A 14,441-nucleotide genomic window follows, 5' to 3' on the forward strand; every position below is an offset into this window, starting at 1 on the left:
CATGAGCGGCGCCCGACGCATCAACCGCACAATCGAGATGCGCATCGCTCTTGCCGCCGCTGTCTTCGCGGTCCTCGCGCCGTCGCTCTTCGTCGCGAACCCGCCCCTTGGCGACTTTGCCAATCATGCGGCCCGCCTTTGGCTGCTGGCCGGGGGTGCGAACCTGCCGCCGCTCGACACGATCTACGAGGTGCGCTGGAGCCAGGCGACCACCAATGTGGCCGTGGACGCCGTGGCGACGGCCATCGGACAGCTGATCCCGATCTCGATCGTCAGCTCCGCGCTCGTCGCCCTGTCCTTTCTGCTGCCCCCTCTCGGAGCCGCGCTGCTCAACATGGCGATCTTCCGGCGGACCCATTGGTGGCAGATCCTGATCTTCCTGTTCGCCTGGGGCTACAGTTCGATCCACGGCCTGATGAATTTTCACATCGGGCTCGGACTTGCCTTGCTGGCGGCGGCTCTCGACGTCAGCCTCGACAAGCTCGGCCCCTGGGCGAGGCTGGCGCTGCGGATCGCGTGCGCAGGACTGCTCTTCTCGGTTCACGCCTTTGCGCTGGCATTCTATCTGGCCCTGATCGGGGCCCTGGTGCTTGGCCGCGATCTGGCCGAGCTGGCAAGCGTGCGGGGCTTGTGGTCGCGGGGCCTCAAGACGGCGATCGCCGTTCTGCCGCTGCTGCTGCTGCCCGTCGCGATGATGCTTGCGTCATCGGCCCTGCCGGGCGCCCATCTGGCAGCGGACGCGACAGGTCCCCAGGCCCCGCCCGACCAGTTCGGCATCCACTGGGACACTCCCAGCGTGATCGAGCGTCTGGGGATCACGCTGATCCCGATCCGGACCTACAACCATTTTGTCGACCTCTTTTTCCTCATCTGCCTCGCCGTGCCGTTTTTCCTTGCCATGGCGAAACGGCGGCTTGCCCTGCATGGCGGCCTCTTCCTCGTCGCCCTCATCCTCGTGGTGGCGTCGCAGTTCATGCCGCTCGGCATGAACGGAACTTGGTGGCTGGAGAAGCGGCTGCCCAACATGGCCGCGCTGATGATGGCGGCATCGCTGCAGCCGCTGGTTGCCTCATTCGGGCGGCGCGGTCGCATAGCGGTCGTAGCGGCCTTGCTCGTCCTGTCCGTCCGGGCGACCTGGATCGCTCATGCCTGGAACGCAGGGACGGCCGGCACGCTGGCCGTCGAACGCGTGCTGACGCATGTGCCGCCCGGTGCGGCGGTTCTCCCGATGCAGAACATTCCGCACCGCGATCAGGCCATTTGGCATGGGCCCTTTGGGCTGTTCACCTATGGCGAGCCGACCTATCGGCATCTCCCGACGCTTGCCATCGTGCAGCGGCGCGCTTTCGTGCCCATGCTGTTCACCGCCGCCGGCAAGCAACCGGTGACTGTTCGTCCGCCCTGGAGCGAGATCGCCGTGCCGGAGGGTGACATTCCCTCACCCTCCGTGCTCGGAGAACCTGAGGTCATCGCGTACAGATTTCCCTACCTCGCCTTCTGGCGGACACGGTTCGACTATCTCCTGCTGCTCAACGCCGACATGGCGGACGGCATGGGTCCGCTGCCGGACGATCCCGCGCTGACCCTCGTCGCCGACGAAGGCTTTGCCCGGCTCTACCGGATCGTCAGGTCCGAACCGCCGGCGGTTCGCCGCTGAACGGCGGATTGACCGCAGTGCAGCATTGGGGCTAGGCGAAGCGACCCCGCCCCCGAGGAGATGACCCATGCTGCCCACACGTCTCGTCGATGGATATGCTGCCTTCCTTGATGGCCGCTTCCCGCAGGAATCCAACCGCTATCAGGAACTGGCCCGCGAGGGGCAGAGCCCGAAGACCATGGTGATTTCCTGCTGCGACAGCCGCGTCTCGCCGGAAGTGATCTTCGATGTCGGCCCCGGCGAACTGTTCGTCGTCCGCAACGTCGCCAATCTCGTGCCGCCCTATGCCCCCGACGGCAACCAGCACGGCACATCGGCGGCGCTCGAATTCGCCGTCCAGGCCTTGCGTGTGGCTGACATCGTGGTGCTCGGCCATGCCCGTTGCGGCGGCATCCGCGCTGCCGTGGCCGAGGATGCGGAACCGCTGTCGCCAGGTGATTTCATCGGCAAGTGGATGTCGATGATCGCGCCCGCCATCGACAGTGTCGGCCCGCGCGGCGCTCGCTCCATGGCCGATTATCTGGCCAACCTGGAGCGCGCCTCGGTCGCCACCACGCTGAAGAACCTGCGCACCTTCCCGTGCGTCCGCATTCTGGAAGACCGTGGCAAGCTGAGGCTGCATGGCGCCTTCTTCGGCGTCGAGACCGGCCAGCTCAGCGTGCTCGACGAGGCGACAGGCGTGTTCTCGCCTGTGCTTGACCGGCCGGGCAAGGTCTTCTCCTGCGATCAGGTGGCGTGAGGCCCCCTCACGTCAGCGCAGAAGCGGCAACACGATCATCGTCACGGCAAAGGTACCGACGCCCGCTGCCCCGACACGCGGAATGAGCCGGGCATGGCCGGAACGGCCGGCGGCTGCGCCGAGCGTGTGACCGATACTGATCCAGCCCAGCGCGACCATCGCGCAGAGGCCTGAGAACGCAGCGAGATAGGCCATGACATGGTCCGCGTCGAACGGCACGACCGCCACGGCGAAGACGATGGCCTTCGGATTGAGCAGCGTCGTCAGAAAGATCTGCCCCGGTTTCACCAGGGCAGCGGATCGCGCGACCTGCGCCGCACCAGCCCGCCAGAGGCGCCAGGCAACGAGGGCGAGATAGAGGCCGACAGCGATCCTGAGGCCGATCCCGATCGCCGGGGCGGCGGCAATGACCGGCCCAAGAAGCAAGCCGATCGAGAGGATCGCCAGGAGGTATCCGAGATTCTCGGCGAGGATGAGACGGAATGCGTTGCGCCATCCTGATGCCGCTCCTGCCGTCGCGAGGAGCGTGTTGGTCGGACCGGGTGTTCCCAGAAGGGTCAGCACGGTCAGGGCAAACAGCAGGGGATCATGCATGTGGCGGGGGCCGGGACGGAGCTTCCTTGGCTGATCGGCGATCAGCCCTTGTCAGCGGCAATAAAAGCCCGCAGCCGCCGAGACGTCCTTGGTCTCGATCAAAGCATGACCTCGCCATAGCAGGGCGCCTTGCCCCAGACTGCCAGCCGATAGCCCTTGCGCAGACCGAGCGTGAAATAGGGATCGGCCTCGACGAGAGCGACTGCTTCCTCGCGGCTCTCGACCTCCAGCACCCACAGGCCGCCGGTGAACCAGGCGCCCGGCTCTGGCCGCAGGCCGCCACCGATCAGGATCCGGTCGGCATGGGCGGCAAGATAGTCGAAATGCGCCTGGGCATGGTTCTGCCGCACCCAGGCGGCGGTTTCGTCATCGTCGAACAGCACAATCCAGCGGGCCATCACGGGCTCCTATCGGCCGAGACTCCTGGGTGACATGATGGGCGGGCATCTCATCCCACCCCGACCGCGCTCGCGCGCGATCGACCCTCCCCCTCCAGGGGAGGGTGAAGATGGACCCCCTCGCATGGGGCGACGTCCCCGCCGATCAAGCGTGAACACAAATGTGAGACTCGGCGCACACCTTCACCCTCCCCTGGAGGGGGAGGGTCGGCGCCCATGCGGGCGCCGGGGTGGGGTGTTGGCTGGACAGGTGGTCTTGGCGACGGCCGATCAGGCCGCAGCCTTAGCCCGCGGCTTGATCAGCTTGCGGTTGACCAGCACTTCCGCGATCTGCACCGCGTTCAGCGCCGCGCCCTTGCGCAGGTTGTCCGAGACGCACCAGAAGGCGAGACCGTTCTTGACGGTCGCGTCCTCGCGGATGCGCGAAATATAGGTCGCGTCCTCACCGGCGGCGTCGAGCGGCGTCGAATAGCCGTGGTCCTCGTGCTTGTCGACGACCAGCAGGCCCGGCGACTGGCGCAGCAGCTCGGTCGCTTCCTTGACGCTGATCGGCTTCTCGCACTCGATGTTGACGGACTCGGAATGGCCGATGAACACCGGAACGCGCACGCAGGTGGCGGTCAGCTTGATCTTCGGGTCGAGAATTTTCTTGGTCTCGACATTCATCTTCCACTCTTCCTTCGTGTAGCCGTCCTCCATGAACACATCGATGTGCGGGATGACGTTGAAGGCGATGCGGGCCGGGAACTTCTTCTGCTCCGGGTCCTTCATCGAGTAGAGCGCCTTGGTCTGGCGGTCGAGTTCGTCCATGCCGTCCTTGCCGGCGCCCGACACCGACTGATAGGTCGAGACGACGACGCGGGTGATGCCGAAGCGGTCATGCAGCGGCTTCAGCGCAACGACCAGCTGAGCGGTGGAGCAGTTCGGATTGGCAATGATGTTGCGCTTGGTGAAGCCGGTGATGGCATCGGCATTCACTTCCGGCACGATCAGCGGAACGTCTGAATCGTAGCGCCAGGCGCTGGAATTATCGATCACCACGCAGCCCTGGGCGGCGATCTTCGGCGACCATTCCTTCGACACGGTACCGCCGGCCGACATCAGGCAGATGTCGGTGTCGGAGAAGTCGTAATTCTCCAGCGCCTTCACCTTCAGCGTCTTGTCGCCGAAGGACACTTCCTGGCCGATCGAGCGGCGCGAGGCGAGCGGCACGACCTCGGAGACGGGAAACCCGCGCTCTTCGAGGATGGCGAGCATTTCGCGGCCCACATTGCCCGTGGCACCGGCGACGGCAACCTTAAAACCCATGGCGATTGTCCCTAGCTGTCTCAACTCTCCCCCGGGATGCGGAACCCTTCGGAGCGTGGCCCTCCAGGGTTCCGTGGCGCCCATCTCCCCGTCGGGGGAGCACCCGGAAGCGAGGACGAAGCGTCAGCCTGCCGTACCGCCTTTGGCGGTCGGCTTGGTTTTCGTCGTCGTCGTTTTCGAGCGCGCGAAAGCCATGGGGCCTGGAAAGTCCTCGGCGGAAGTGCCGTTGAGGGTCAGGGTGAAACACCAGCAGGCGGCAAAAGTCAATGCGAATCGCTGGTAACCGTGCATTGAGACGGTGGGCACGGCGGGCCTTGGCGCGACAATTCGCGGCGGCCGGTGCCGGATGGCGGCCTTGGCTTTTCCGGGGCTCCGCCGCAGTTTGGCCGGGAACGTCATGTCATCACCATGGCGCCCCACATTCGAGTGACGACATGGTCCAGACGCTGAACCGCCGCAACCTCCTCACCATCGCCGCAGCCGCGGGGCTTGCGCCTGTCCTGTCCGGCGAAACCGCGGCCGCCACGCCGCTGAAATTCGGTCCGGCACGCGCCTTTTCCTACGATGACCTGAAGACCATGGCGCGCGAGCGTGCGGCCAAGCCCTATGTCGCGCCGCCGCGGCCCAATCCAGAGATCGTCCAGCGGATCGATTACGACAATCACGGCAAGCTGCGCTTCGACAAGGATGTCGCGTTGTTCGGGTCAGGCCCCGGCGCCTATCCCGTCACATTCCAGCATGTCGGCCGCTATTTCCCCAAGACCGTGCGCATGTATGCGCTGGCCAACAACCAGGCCCGCGAGGTGCTCTACGATCCCCGCTACTTCACGATTTCTGCGGATCATCCGGCAGCCCCCCTGCCCGCCGAACCCTCAGCCTTTGCCGGGCTCTGGCTCCAGGAGGCGAAGTCGGGCGACTGGAAGAAGCAGGAGCCCTGGGCGACCTGGCTCGGTGCCTCCTATTTCCGCGGTGTCGGCGAGCTCGGGCAGGTTGGGCTCTCTGCGCGCGGCCTGGCGCTCTCGCCCGGCCAGGGCCCCGGCCCCGAGGAGTTCCCAGACTTCGTCGCCTTCTGGATCGCCCCCGCCGAGACAGACGCCGATCCTGTCACGCTCTATGCGCTGATGGATTCGCCCTCGCTCTCGGGCGCCTACCGGTTCCAGTGCCGCCGCACCACCGGCGTCATCATGGATATCGAGGCGACCTTGAGCTTCCGCGCACGCGTCGCCCATGTCGGCATCGCGCCGCTCACTTCCATGTACTGGTATTCCGAGACGGCCTCCTCCCGCACGATCGACTGGCGTCCCGAGGTCCACGACAGCGACGGCCTCGCGATCTGGACCGGCGCCGGCGAGCGCATCTGGCGCCCGCTCAACAATCCGCCGCGCACCATGACCTCGAGCTTCGTCGATGCCGCCCCGCGCGGCTTCGGTCTGCTCCAGCGCGACCGCGAGTTCCTGCACTATCTCGACGGCGTCAAATACGAGAAGCGGCCATCGGCCTGGGTCGAGCCGCTGGGCGACTGGGGACGCGGCGCGGTTCAGCTTGTCGAGCTCAACACCGACGACGAGATCCACGACAATATCGTCGCCATGTGGGTGCCCGAGACGGCGGCCGAACCCGGCCAATCCCGCGAATATCGCTACCGGCTGCACTGGCTCGCCGACGAGCCCTATGCGACGCCGCTCGCCCGCGTCGTGGCGACCCGTCTCGGCCGTGGCGGCCAGCCCGGACAGCCGCGGCCTCAGGGCGTGCGCAAGTTCCTGGTCGAGTTCAAGGGTGGGCCACTCACCAATCTGCCCAAGGGCACGATCCCCGAGCCGGTGCTCTCAGCCTCGCGCGGCACGTTCGGTGAGTACAAATATACCGAGGCCGTGCCCAACGACGTGCCCGGCCATTGGCGCACCCAGTTCGACCTCAAGGTCGAGGGCAATGACCCGGTCGAGATGCGCTGCTTCCTGAAGGTGGGAGACCAGGTGGCGTCCGAGACCTGGCTTTACCAGTACCATCCGGGCGCGTGAGCGGAGCAGGCACGAGCGCCGCTCCGAGCACAGTCTTGCCGTCATGGCCGGGCTTGTCCCGGCCATCCACGCCTTTGGCATTGCCAACCAACTCTGGGAAGTCGTGGATGCCCGCCACAAGGGCGGGCATGACGGTCAGAGCAATCCGGGCGCCTGATCCCTATTCCACCCGCACCGTGACGCTGGCACTGCGGCCCTCGGCATCGATCACCGACAGGGTGGTGAAGCCGGGCCCATCCGGCGAGACGATCGCCTGCCGCTGGACGCCGAAACGCGAGACGGGCCGGCCGTCCATCAGCATGGTGAAGGGCGGACGCCCCCCGGTCGTCCGCACAGCCAGCGGTTCCATTTCGCCGCGCGCCGCGCCGAGATCGACGCGCACGCCGTCCGGCGGGAAGGCGATCTTCAGGTCGCGGGTATCGTCGGCAGCCTCGCGCGCCGGGCCGAAGCGGCGAAGTGGCGGCGGCAATTGCGTGTTGGAGACGACCGGTGCCGAGGCCGGCCGCGGCGGCAAGGCCGCATAGGGCCCGAGCCGCGCAAAGGCATCGAACAGGATCGGCGCAGCCGAGACGCGGCCAGTGATCCCCGGCACCGACGAGCCATCCGGCCGCCCCACCCAGACCGCCACCGTCCGCTGGCCGTCGAAGCCAATCGCCCAGGCGTCGCGGAAGCCATAGGACGTACCGGTCTTGAACGCGTAGCGGCCAGTGACTGAGGCCTCCGGGGCCGGAGCATCGGTGAGGATGTCGCCGACCTGCCAGGCTGCCGCCTCTTCGGTCAGCGGCCGACCCGGTTGAGGAACGGCGGCATCACGGCGTTCGAAGATCGGCGGCATCTCGCCACCACGCGCCAGTCCCGCATAGAGCGCGGCGAGATCGACCAAACGCAGGCCGAGACCACCGAGGCCAATGGCGAGCCCCGGCACTTCGCCCCGCGGCAGGGCCGGACGGACGCCAGCCTGTTCCATCCGCGAATAGAAGCGCTGCGGCCCGACAGCTTCGAGCAGGGCCACCGCCGGCACATTCAGCGACATCTGCAGCGCTGTCCGCGTCGAGACCGTGCCCTGATAGCCACGGTCGAAATTGGCCGGCGCATAGGTGCCGAACCGCGACGGACGGTCCTCGATCAGGGTCTCGGGATGCGCGAGGCCATTCTCATAGGCCAGCGCATAGATGAAGGGCTTCAGCGTCGAGCCCGGCGAGCGGATCGCCCGCGTCATGTCGACGGAGCCCTGACGCTCCGTATCGAGCGGATCGGCTGCACCGACGCGGGCAATGACCTCGCCGGTATGGTGGTCGAGCGCGACGATGGCGCCGGACATCTTGGCGCCAAGCGCCCTGACGCGATCGCGGAGCAGCGTCTCCAGCCCTTCCTGCACGGTACGATCGAACGTCATGCGATGGACCCGCCGCGCCGGATCGGCCGCAACCGCTTCCGACGCTGCATGCCAGGCAAAGACCGGCATCTGCCGGCGCGCCACAGGCACCCGCTCGGCCTTGCCGGCTTCCACCTGCTCGGGCTTCAGGACGCCGGCGAGCAGCATGCGGTCGAGCACGCGGTCGCGCGCCCGACGGGCCCGCTCGGGGAAGCGATCGGGACGCCGCGTTTCCGGTGCTTGCGGCAGCGCCACCAGCAGCGCCGCCTCGCCCGGCGACAGACGGCGCGGCTCCTTGCCGAAATAGGCGAGCGATGCCGCGCGGATACCCTCGACATTGCCGCCATAGGGCGCAAGCGACAGATAGAGATCGAGCATGCCCTGCTTGCCGATGGCGCGCTCCAGCCGGATCGCCCGCGCCATTTCGCGCAGCTTCACCGCGATCGACCTGCCATCCTCGCGCTTGTCGATCAGCCGCACCACCTGCATCGACAGGGTCGAGCCGCCGGACACGATCCGCCCGCTGGTCAGCCGCTGACCGGCCGCGCGCATGAGTGCGAGGGGATCGACACCGGGATGGCGGTCAAAACGGCGGTCCTCGTAGGCCGCGAGCATGCGCAGGAACAGCGGATCGACATCGGCCACCCGGCCGGGGAAGCGCCACATGTCGTCATCGGTCTGGAACGGACGAAGCAGCCGGCCGTTGCGGTCGACCACCTCGCGCGAATAGGGCGTGTCGGCCCCGTCGGGGCCGAGGCCGGCCTGCCAGAACACGATACCGCCCGCGAACCCGGCGAGCACAAGCCCGCCGGTGCCGAGGGCCAGGATGCGCCTGAGCCTCACGGGGCGGTGCCCGTCACCTCGGCCTGGCTCACCGCGGTGCGCGCCGAGCGCTCGGGCCGGTACATGTCCTCGATAGTGGCTGGTGGCACGACATAGCGCCCTGGCGTCACCGCGCGGATCATGTAGGCGACCTGCCACGAGGCCTTGGCGCCGGACGAGCGCGTATAGGCGGCCATGAACCTGTCATCGCGGAACGCCTTGTAGTCGGGTTGCACCTCCTCCGGTGACAGCCAGCGGAGCGCCGAGGTCTCGGCCGAGGCAATCAGGCTCGGATTGTCGATCTCGAACCCTGCCGGCAGCCGGTCGACCAGCATGATCTGGCCGAGTTGCGGCTGCGCCTCGGTGATGTTCAGCACCACCACAAGCCGCGTGCCCTGAGCCACCCGCGCGATGTCGACGGGACGGCCGTCCAGCGTCATGTAGCGGCGCTGGAGCTGAAAGCCTGCCGCCAGAGGCGGCTCGGGCGTGGCAGGCGTGCCCATGGCAGTCACCACGGCGCGCACGGCCTCCGGGCCGGTGTTGCGGAGCTGCAGGCCGGCCGCGACCTCGTCGGACCGCAAGGTGCGCGCAAGCGCGCCCTGATGGGCCTGGCCCCCGACCTCGAGCGAGATGCGCTTGGCATCCTCGATCAGCGCCTGTGCCGCCAGAACCAGCCAGACCTTCTCCTGGGTGGAGAGGTAGCGGGCGCGGGCGCGCAGGTCCTCGACGACGCGCTGGGCATCGGCGACGATCTGCCGGTTGACCCGGCCTTCGACACCCAGCGCCATGAGCGCTGCGGCATCGCGCAGACGCGAGCCATAGTCATAGCGGCCGAGATCGGTCTGCTGGTTGGAGCGCAGCATGGTGACGGCGGAGCGGAACACCCGCTCGGCGCGGCCGCCATCGCCCATCAGCGCGAGTGCCGCCGCGATCTGGCCGCGCGCGACCGGCGTGCCGATGTCGTTCAGCTGCGTATCGGCAAGCCAGCGAAGCTCCGAGAGCGAGCCACGCCCGGCGCGCGCCAGGACGTAATGGGCATAGGCGAGATCCATGCCCTTGTTGTCGCCGACGCCATTGGTGGAGACGACCAGCGTGCGCAGCCGTTCGATGGCCGACTGGAAGGCGGCGGTGGGAACGCCATAGCCCTTCTCGCGAGCCCGCGAGAGGAAGTCGGTGACATAGGCGTCGAGCCAGGCGTCCTCGCCGGTGCCCGCCGACCAGAGGCCGAACGAGCCGGCGCCGGACTGGCGCGACAGGATCCGCTCGATCGAGTCGCGGATGCGGTCGGCCACCGGGGTCTCGAGGCCGAGGCCGCCTTCGGCCGCCGCCAGCACGTCGAGATAGAGGAGCGGCAGGGCGCGCGAGGTGATCTGCTCGGAGCATCCAAACGGATAGCGATCAAGCGCCAGGATCAGGCCCGGCACATCGATCGCCGTCGACGGGCTGACCGAGACGGCCACCTTGGCGGAACCCGGCACGAAGTCGGTGAGAAGATCGCCCGAGATCGTCACGCCCTCGCCGGGCGCCATGGTCATGACCGTCCGCCTCGAAATGTCCGGCAGCGCAGGCCTGACGCCGAGCGAATAGCGCGATGTGACATCGAGCCCGTTCGGTCCCGTCAGGCGAACGCCCAGCCGCCCGATTCCGAGGCCCGAGGCCGAGAGCGGCAGCGACACCGATCCGCGCCCGCCGCCGGCGGCGAGCCGCACATTGGCCGTGGTCTGGGCGAGCTGCAGCGGGCCGTCAGGCGTCACCGTCAGGCGGTACTCGCCGGCCGGCGCCTCGGCATTGACGAGGTCGAGCCTGAGCGTGCCGCGATCGGCATGGCCGAGCACACGCGGCAAGGTCGCCGTCACGACGACCGGATCGCGCGAGATGACATCGCGCTGGGCCGAGCCATGCTTGGTCGTGGTCCAGGCCATGGCCATGAGCCTGACCGTGCCGTTGAAGTCGGGAATGTCGAAGACCGCCTCGGCCTTGCCGTCGGGGCCGACGGTCAGGATGCCGGAGAACATCGACAGAGGTTCCTGAGCGGGAGGCGCCGCCGTGAAGCGCCGGCCGGCATCGTCGCCACCGGAGCGGATCGAGCCGCGCCCGGCCGACATGCCGTCGATCAGCAGGCCATAGAGATCGCGCACCTCGGCCGAAAGCCGGCGCTGCCCGAGGTAGTAATCGTCAGGCTTCGGCGCCTGGTAATCGGTAACTGTGAGGATGCCGAGATCGACGGCAGCAACCGTCACGTGGGCCTGGTCGCCGGGCTGCAGCCCCTCGACACGGACCGGCACGCGCAGCGCTGTGCGGGGCGCGATCTTCTCCGGAACATCGAGTGATACCTTCAGGCGCCGCACGTCGGTATCGACGCCGAACCAGGCGAGACCGATGGACCGGCCCGGCATGCGCGAGGCCGCGACATCCAGCGGACGGCGCAGGAACACCGTCGCATAGGCCCCGGCCCCCCAGTCCGAACCCACAGGGACCGTGATCTTGCTATGGCCCTGCGGGACCTCCACCGTCCGCTCGGAATGGAGCTTGTCTCCCAGCACGGCCACCGTGGCCGTGCCGGCAAAGCGCGCATTGATCGACACCGTCATTGTCTCGCCGGAGCGATAGGACGGCTTGTCGAGGCTCATTTCCAGAACATCGGGCGTATCGGCGGTGCCGCCGGCGCCATAGCCTGACTCGAAGATCGCGGTCGAAACGGGACCGGCGAGATCGCCGCCCGCCGTCACTTCGAGGCGATACTTGCCCCACGGCACCGGCACGTTGACGCGGCCGGCCTGGGCCGCCGTCACCTGGACCTGACCATCGGCAATGCGCCGCGTCGTGGTGATCGCCTGACTGTCCCAGCCGAGCGATCCGCGGGTCCAGACCCAGCGGGTCTCGAGCTTCAGGAGCTGCCAGTTGAGCTGGCCGGCGGTGCGGGTGCGGCCATTGGCGGCAACCGAGATCACCTCGAAGCTTGCGGTGTCGTTTTCGGCAACCCGGTCATCCTCGAACAGCGGCTTGATGCCGATGAGCGGCGTTCCCGGCAGAACCGGCACGGTGACGCGACGCTCGACGGCGCGCCCACCCGGCTCGGCGACGCGCACCTGAAGCCGCGCGGACAAGGGACGCGTCGTGTCGCCAATGCGCGGCAGCCGCCCGGAGATCTGGGTCTTGCCGGTCTCCCCGGTATTCAGCCCGTCAGCCAGCGGCTCGCGGTCGCGCTTCACCTCCTCGTCGCCGAGGCCGAAGCGGAAGCCTGCGAAGTCCGGCAGGCTCTGGGTCGTCTCCAGCACCACCTCGCCCTCGATGCCCAGATTGGCGGCTGGCATGCCGAAGAGGTAGCGGGCGTCGAGGCCGGCCGTGAAGGCCTGGTTCGGCGTCAGGCGCTGCTCGGTCGGGGTCAGGTCGAAGGCGATGCGGTCGGGGACGAAGTCCTCGACCATGAAGCGCACCTCGCCCGCGGCGGGGCCGCGCGCATCGGTGATGGCGCGAATGCGCCAGGTGCCGGTCGGCGCCGACGAGACGATCGGGATGGCGACGGCACGGGCGCCAGCACCCTGGTCCTGGGTGACGATGCGGCGATATTCGACGCCATCGGGACGCTCGACCACCAGGGTCAGCGGCATGCCGGTGACGGCGTCGCCCTTGGCATCGCGGAGCAGGGTCGTCAGGTGGACCGTCTCACCTGGGCGATAGATGCCGCGCTCGGGCACCAGGAAGGCGTCGAGCGGCCCGGAGACCTCACGACCCGACACGCCGCGATCCGACAGGTCGAATGCGGGCTGGCGCAGGTTGAGGAAGGCATAGTCGCCCTGTGCCGTGGTTGCGACCAGCAGCGCCGGCTGCAAGGCGCCCTCGCCGCGGGTCAGGCCCGGTTCGAACCGGACATGACCGCTGGCGTCGGTGCGCTTGGTGGCAAGGATCTCGTTGTTGCGGGCGACCAGCCGCACCTCGGTCTCGCCGAGCGGCTTGGCTGAATTCAGCGAATGGACGAAGCCATGGACCCCATCGACACCGGACATGGCCGTGAGGCCGAGATCGGAGACGATGAACCACTGGGCCACCAGGCCAGCGCTCGAATCCTCGTCGCCATCGGCGCGGCGCTGGGCATTGGTCGGCTTCGCCGTGATGACATAGACGCCGGGCTCCAGCGTGCGCACCGCCTCGTCGATCGGGAAGGCTGTGGTCACGTCGGCGTTCAGCCGGTTCTCGGTCGTAAGCTTGCCCTTCCAGGCCGACATGCCGCGTTCGCGGATCAGCGTCTGCAGCTCATAGCCGTCGAGCGGCTTGGGGAAGTCTTCGGCAACGGTCTGGGCAATCGAGCGATCGCCGAGCCGGACGATCTCGACATTGATGGAATCGAGATTGACGCTGATGACCGGAATGCCGCGCTGGCCGGACCGCGGCAGCACATAGGCGCGCCCCGAGAAGCGCACCGACGGCGTGCGGTCACGGACGTAGACGCTGACATCGATGTTGCGGGTGATCGTTTCCGAGGCGATCTCGGAGGGCAGGCCCTCGCGCAGCTGGAACGTGTAGCGCTCGCCGTGGCGCAGTCCGTCCACGCAGATCTGCCGGTCCTCGACGGTGATCGGCGGATTGGCGACACCGGTCTGGCGCACGAACGGCGCGAAATCAGTGCGGCCGCGGCGCAGGTTCTCGGTGAAGATGAAACAGGCGCGCGGGCGCGTGCCGTCGGAATCGATCTTGGTCTCGCGCAGGCGGAAGCCATATTGATCGCGCAGACGCTGATAGGCCTCGCGCGCCTCCGGCGTGTCCCGGGCATCGACCACGGCGCGGGCCGCGTCGATCGCCGGACGCCATTGCTGCTGGGCCATCAGCAACTGGCGCACCTGCGCCAAGGCGAAGGCCTCCTCGTTGCGGTTCTGCGAGCGCCGGTAGGCATAGAACGCGGCCCCCATGGAATCGTCGCGAAGCTGCTGGCGCTCTTGCCACTGCTCGCTGCGGATGGCGGCAAGCATCTGGGAAAGGCGCACCCAGGGCGCCGTATCCGGCTGCGAGCGGAGCGCAATCGCTTCCCAGAACCGGGCAGCGGCACGGAAATCGCCGCGGGTCGAAGCAGCATCGGCATCGCGGCGGATATCGCCGACCGGACGGGTATCGTTGGTCGACTTGCGGGCAAGCGACACCTCGAACCGGCGGCCAAGCTCGACGAGATCGTCGCGCTGGAAGGCGCGGAGCGGCGGGCCTGGGGGCGGAGCGGCGGGACGCTGGCCCTGGACGCCAGGCTGCACATTGGACGGACCGGCCGCAGGCGGGCGGGGCGCCGGCACCTGGGCGAGATCGACGAGCTCAGGCTCGGATTGGTCGGATACCGCCGCACTGGGGGGAGTCACGGGGGCATTCTGGGCCAGAGCGTTCAGACTGCCGCCAAGCGCGAGGCCAGCGACGATGACGAACGGCCCCGCGGCCGCAAGAAGACCTCGGATGCGCATGGTTCTAATCCCTTCGCGCGTCCCGACGCCCCCGGCGGTCGCGCGACCGGAGTGGACCATCAGGCTGACTCTACGGCAATCAGGAGAGA

Annotated in this window: 9 protein-coding genes; 3 read left to right on the top strand and 6 right to left on the bottom strand. The window is 68.0% G+C overall.

The window, feature by feature from the left end; translation table 11 throughout:
• Position 1 precedes the first annotated feature (1 nt).
• Entirely contained in the window at positions 2 to 1,657 is a 1,656-nt protein-coding gene (locus E8L99_RS04220) for a hypothetical protein (RefSeq protein WP_137098372.1), read from the top strand.
• Positions 1,658 to 1,724: 67 nt separating this feature from the next.
• A complete protein-coding gene (locus E8L99_RS04225) occupies positions 1,725 to 2,396 on the top strand; it encodes a carbonic anhydrase (protein WP_137098373.1) in 672 nt (223 codons plus the stop codon).
• 12 nt (positions 2,397 to 2,408) lie between these two features.
• Here E8L99_RS04225 and E8L99_RS04230 read toward each other — a convergent pair whose 3' ends face one another.
• The 4 genes from E8L99_RS04230 to E8L99_RS04245 all read right to left on the bottom strand — a co-directional run bounded on the left by E8L99_RS04230 (position 2,409) and on the right by E8L99_RS04245 (position 5,095).
• Positions 2,409 to 2,990: a LysE family translocator gene (locus E8L99_RS04230; protein WP_137098374.1), complete on the bottom strand. Its 582-nt coding sequence runs from the start codon at positions 2,988 to 2,990 to the stop codon at positions 2,409 to 2,411.
• Between the two features lie 98 nt (positions 2,991 to 3,088).
• Positions 3,089 to 3,388: a YciI family protein gene (locus E8L99_RS04235; protein WP_137098375.1), complete on the bottom strand. Its 300-nt coding sequence runs from the start codon at positions 3,386 to 3,388 to the stop codon at positions 3,089 to 3,091.
• A 270-nt stretch (positions 3,389 to 3,658) separates the two neighbouring features.
• Positions 3,659 to 4,696, bottom strand: coding sequence for an aspartate-semialdehyde dehydrogenase (locus E8L99_RS04240; RefSeq protein ID WP_137098376.1), 1,038 nt, complete (start codon positions 4,694 to 4,696; stop codon positions 3,659 to 3,661).
• A gap of 123 nt (positions 4,697 to 4,819) precedes the next feature.
• Positions 4,820 to 5,095 (bottom strand): hypothetical protein, encoded by a 276-nt coding sequence (locus tag E8L99_RS04245; RefSeq protein WP_137098377.1) that lies wholly within the window; start codon positions 5,093 to 5,095, stop codon positions 4,820 to 4,822.
• Positions 5,096 to 5,130: 35 nt separating this feature from the next.
• Here E8L99_RS04245 and E8L99_RS04250 point away from each other — a divergent pair, with 35 nt between their 5' ends.
• A complete protein-coding gene (locus E8L99_RS04250; RefSeq protein ID WP_137098378.1) occupies positions 5,131 to 6,714 on the top strand; it encodes a glucan biosynthesis protein in 1,584 nt (527 codons plus the stop codon).
• Positions 6,715 to 6,874: 160 nt separating this feature from the next.
• On the opposite strand, the gene pbpC is transcribed toward E8L99_RS04250, so the two are convergent.
• Together pbpC and E8L99_RS04265 are read right to left on the bottom strand one after the other, a co-directional pair.
• Positions 6,875 to 8,932: a penicillin-binding protein 1C gene (gene pbpC, locus E8L99_RS04260; protein WP_137098380.1), complete on the bottom strand. Its 2,058-nt coding sequence runs from the start codon at positions 8,930 to 8,932 to the stop codon at positions 6,875 to 6,877.
• Complete coding sequence (locus E8L99_RS04265) at positions 8,929 to 14,352, bottom strand: alpha-2-macroglobulin family protein (RefSeq protein ID WP_168201563.1); 5,424 nt, start codon at positions 14,350 to 14,352, stop codon at positions 8,929 to 8,931. Before E8L99_RS04265 ends, pbpC begins: the two co-directional genes overlap by 4 nt.
• Between the last annotated feature and the right edge of the window lie 89 nt (positions 14,353 to 14,441).

This window comes from Phreatobacter aquaticus (assembly GCF_005160265.1).
GTDB classification, from domain to species: domain Bacteria; phylum Pseudomonadota; class Alphaproteobacteria; order Rhizobiales; family Phreatobacteraceae; genus Phreatobacter; species Phreatobacter aquaticus.

Coding starts and splice junctions, on each gene's coding strand:
- E8L99_RS04225 (WP_137098373.1), top strand. CDS start 1,725: ATGCTGCCCACACGTCTCGTCGATGGATATGCTGCCTTCCTTGATGGC.
- E8L99_RS04265 (WP_168201563.1), bottom strand. CDS start 14,352: ATGCGCATCCGAGGTCTTCTTGCGGCCGCGGGGCCGTTCGTCATCGTC.
- E8L99_RS04220 (WP_137098372.1), top strand. CDS start 2: ATGAGCGGCGCCCGACGCATCAACCGCACAATCGAGATGCGCATCGCT.
- E8L99_RS04235 (WP_137098375.1), bottom strand. CDS start 3,388: ATGGCCCGCTGGATTGTGCTGTTCGACGATGACGAAACCGCCGCCTGG.
- E8L99_RS04250 (WP_137098378.1), top strand. CDS start 5,131: ATGGTCCAGACGCTGAACCGCCGCAACCTCCTCACCATCGCCGCAGCC.
- E8L99_RS04245 (WP_137098377.1), bottom strand. CDS start 5,095: ATGACGTTCCCGGCCAAACTGCGGCGGAGCCCCGGAAAAGCCAAGGCC.
- E8L99_RS04230 (WP_137098374.1), bottom strand. CDS start 2,990: ATGCATGATCCCCTGCTGTTTGCCCTGACCGTGCTGACCCTTCTGGGA.
- E8L99_RS04240 (WP_137098376.1), bottom strand. CDS start 4,696: ATGGGTTTTAAGGTTGCCGTCGCCGGTGCCACGGGCAATGTGGGCCGC.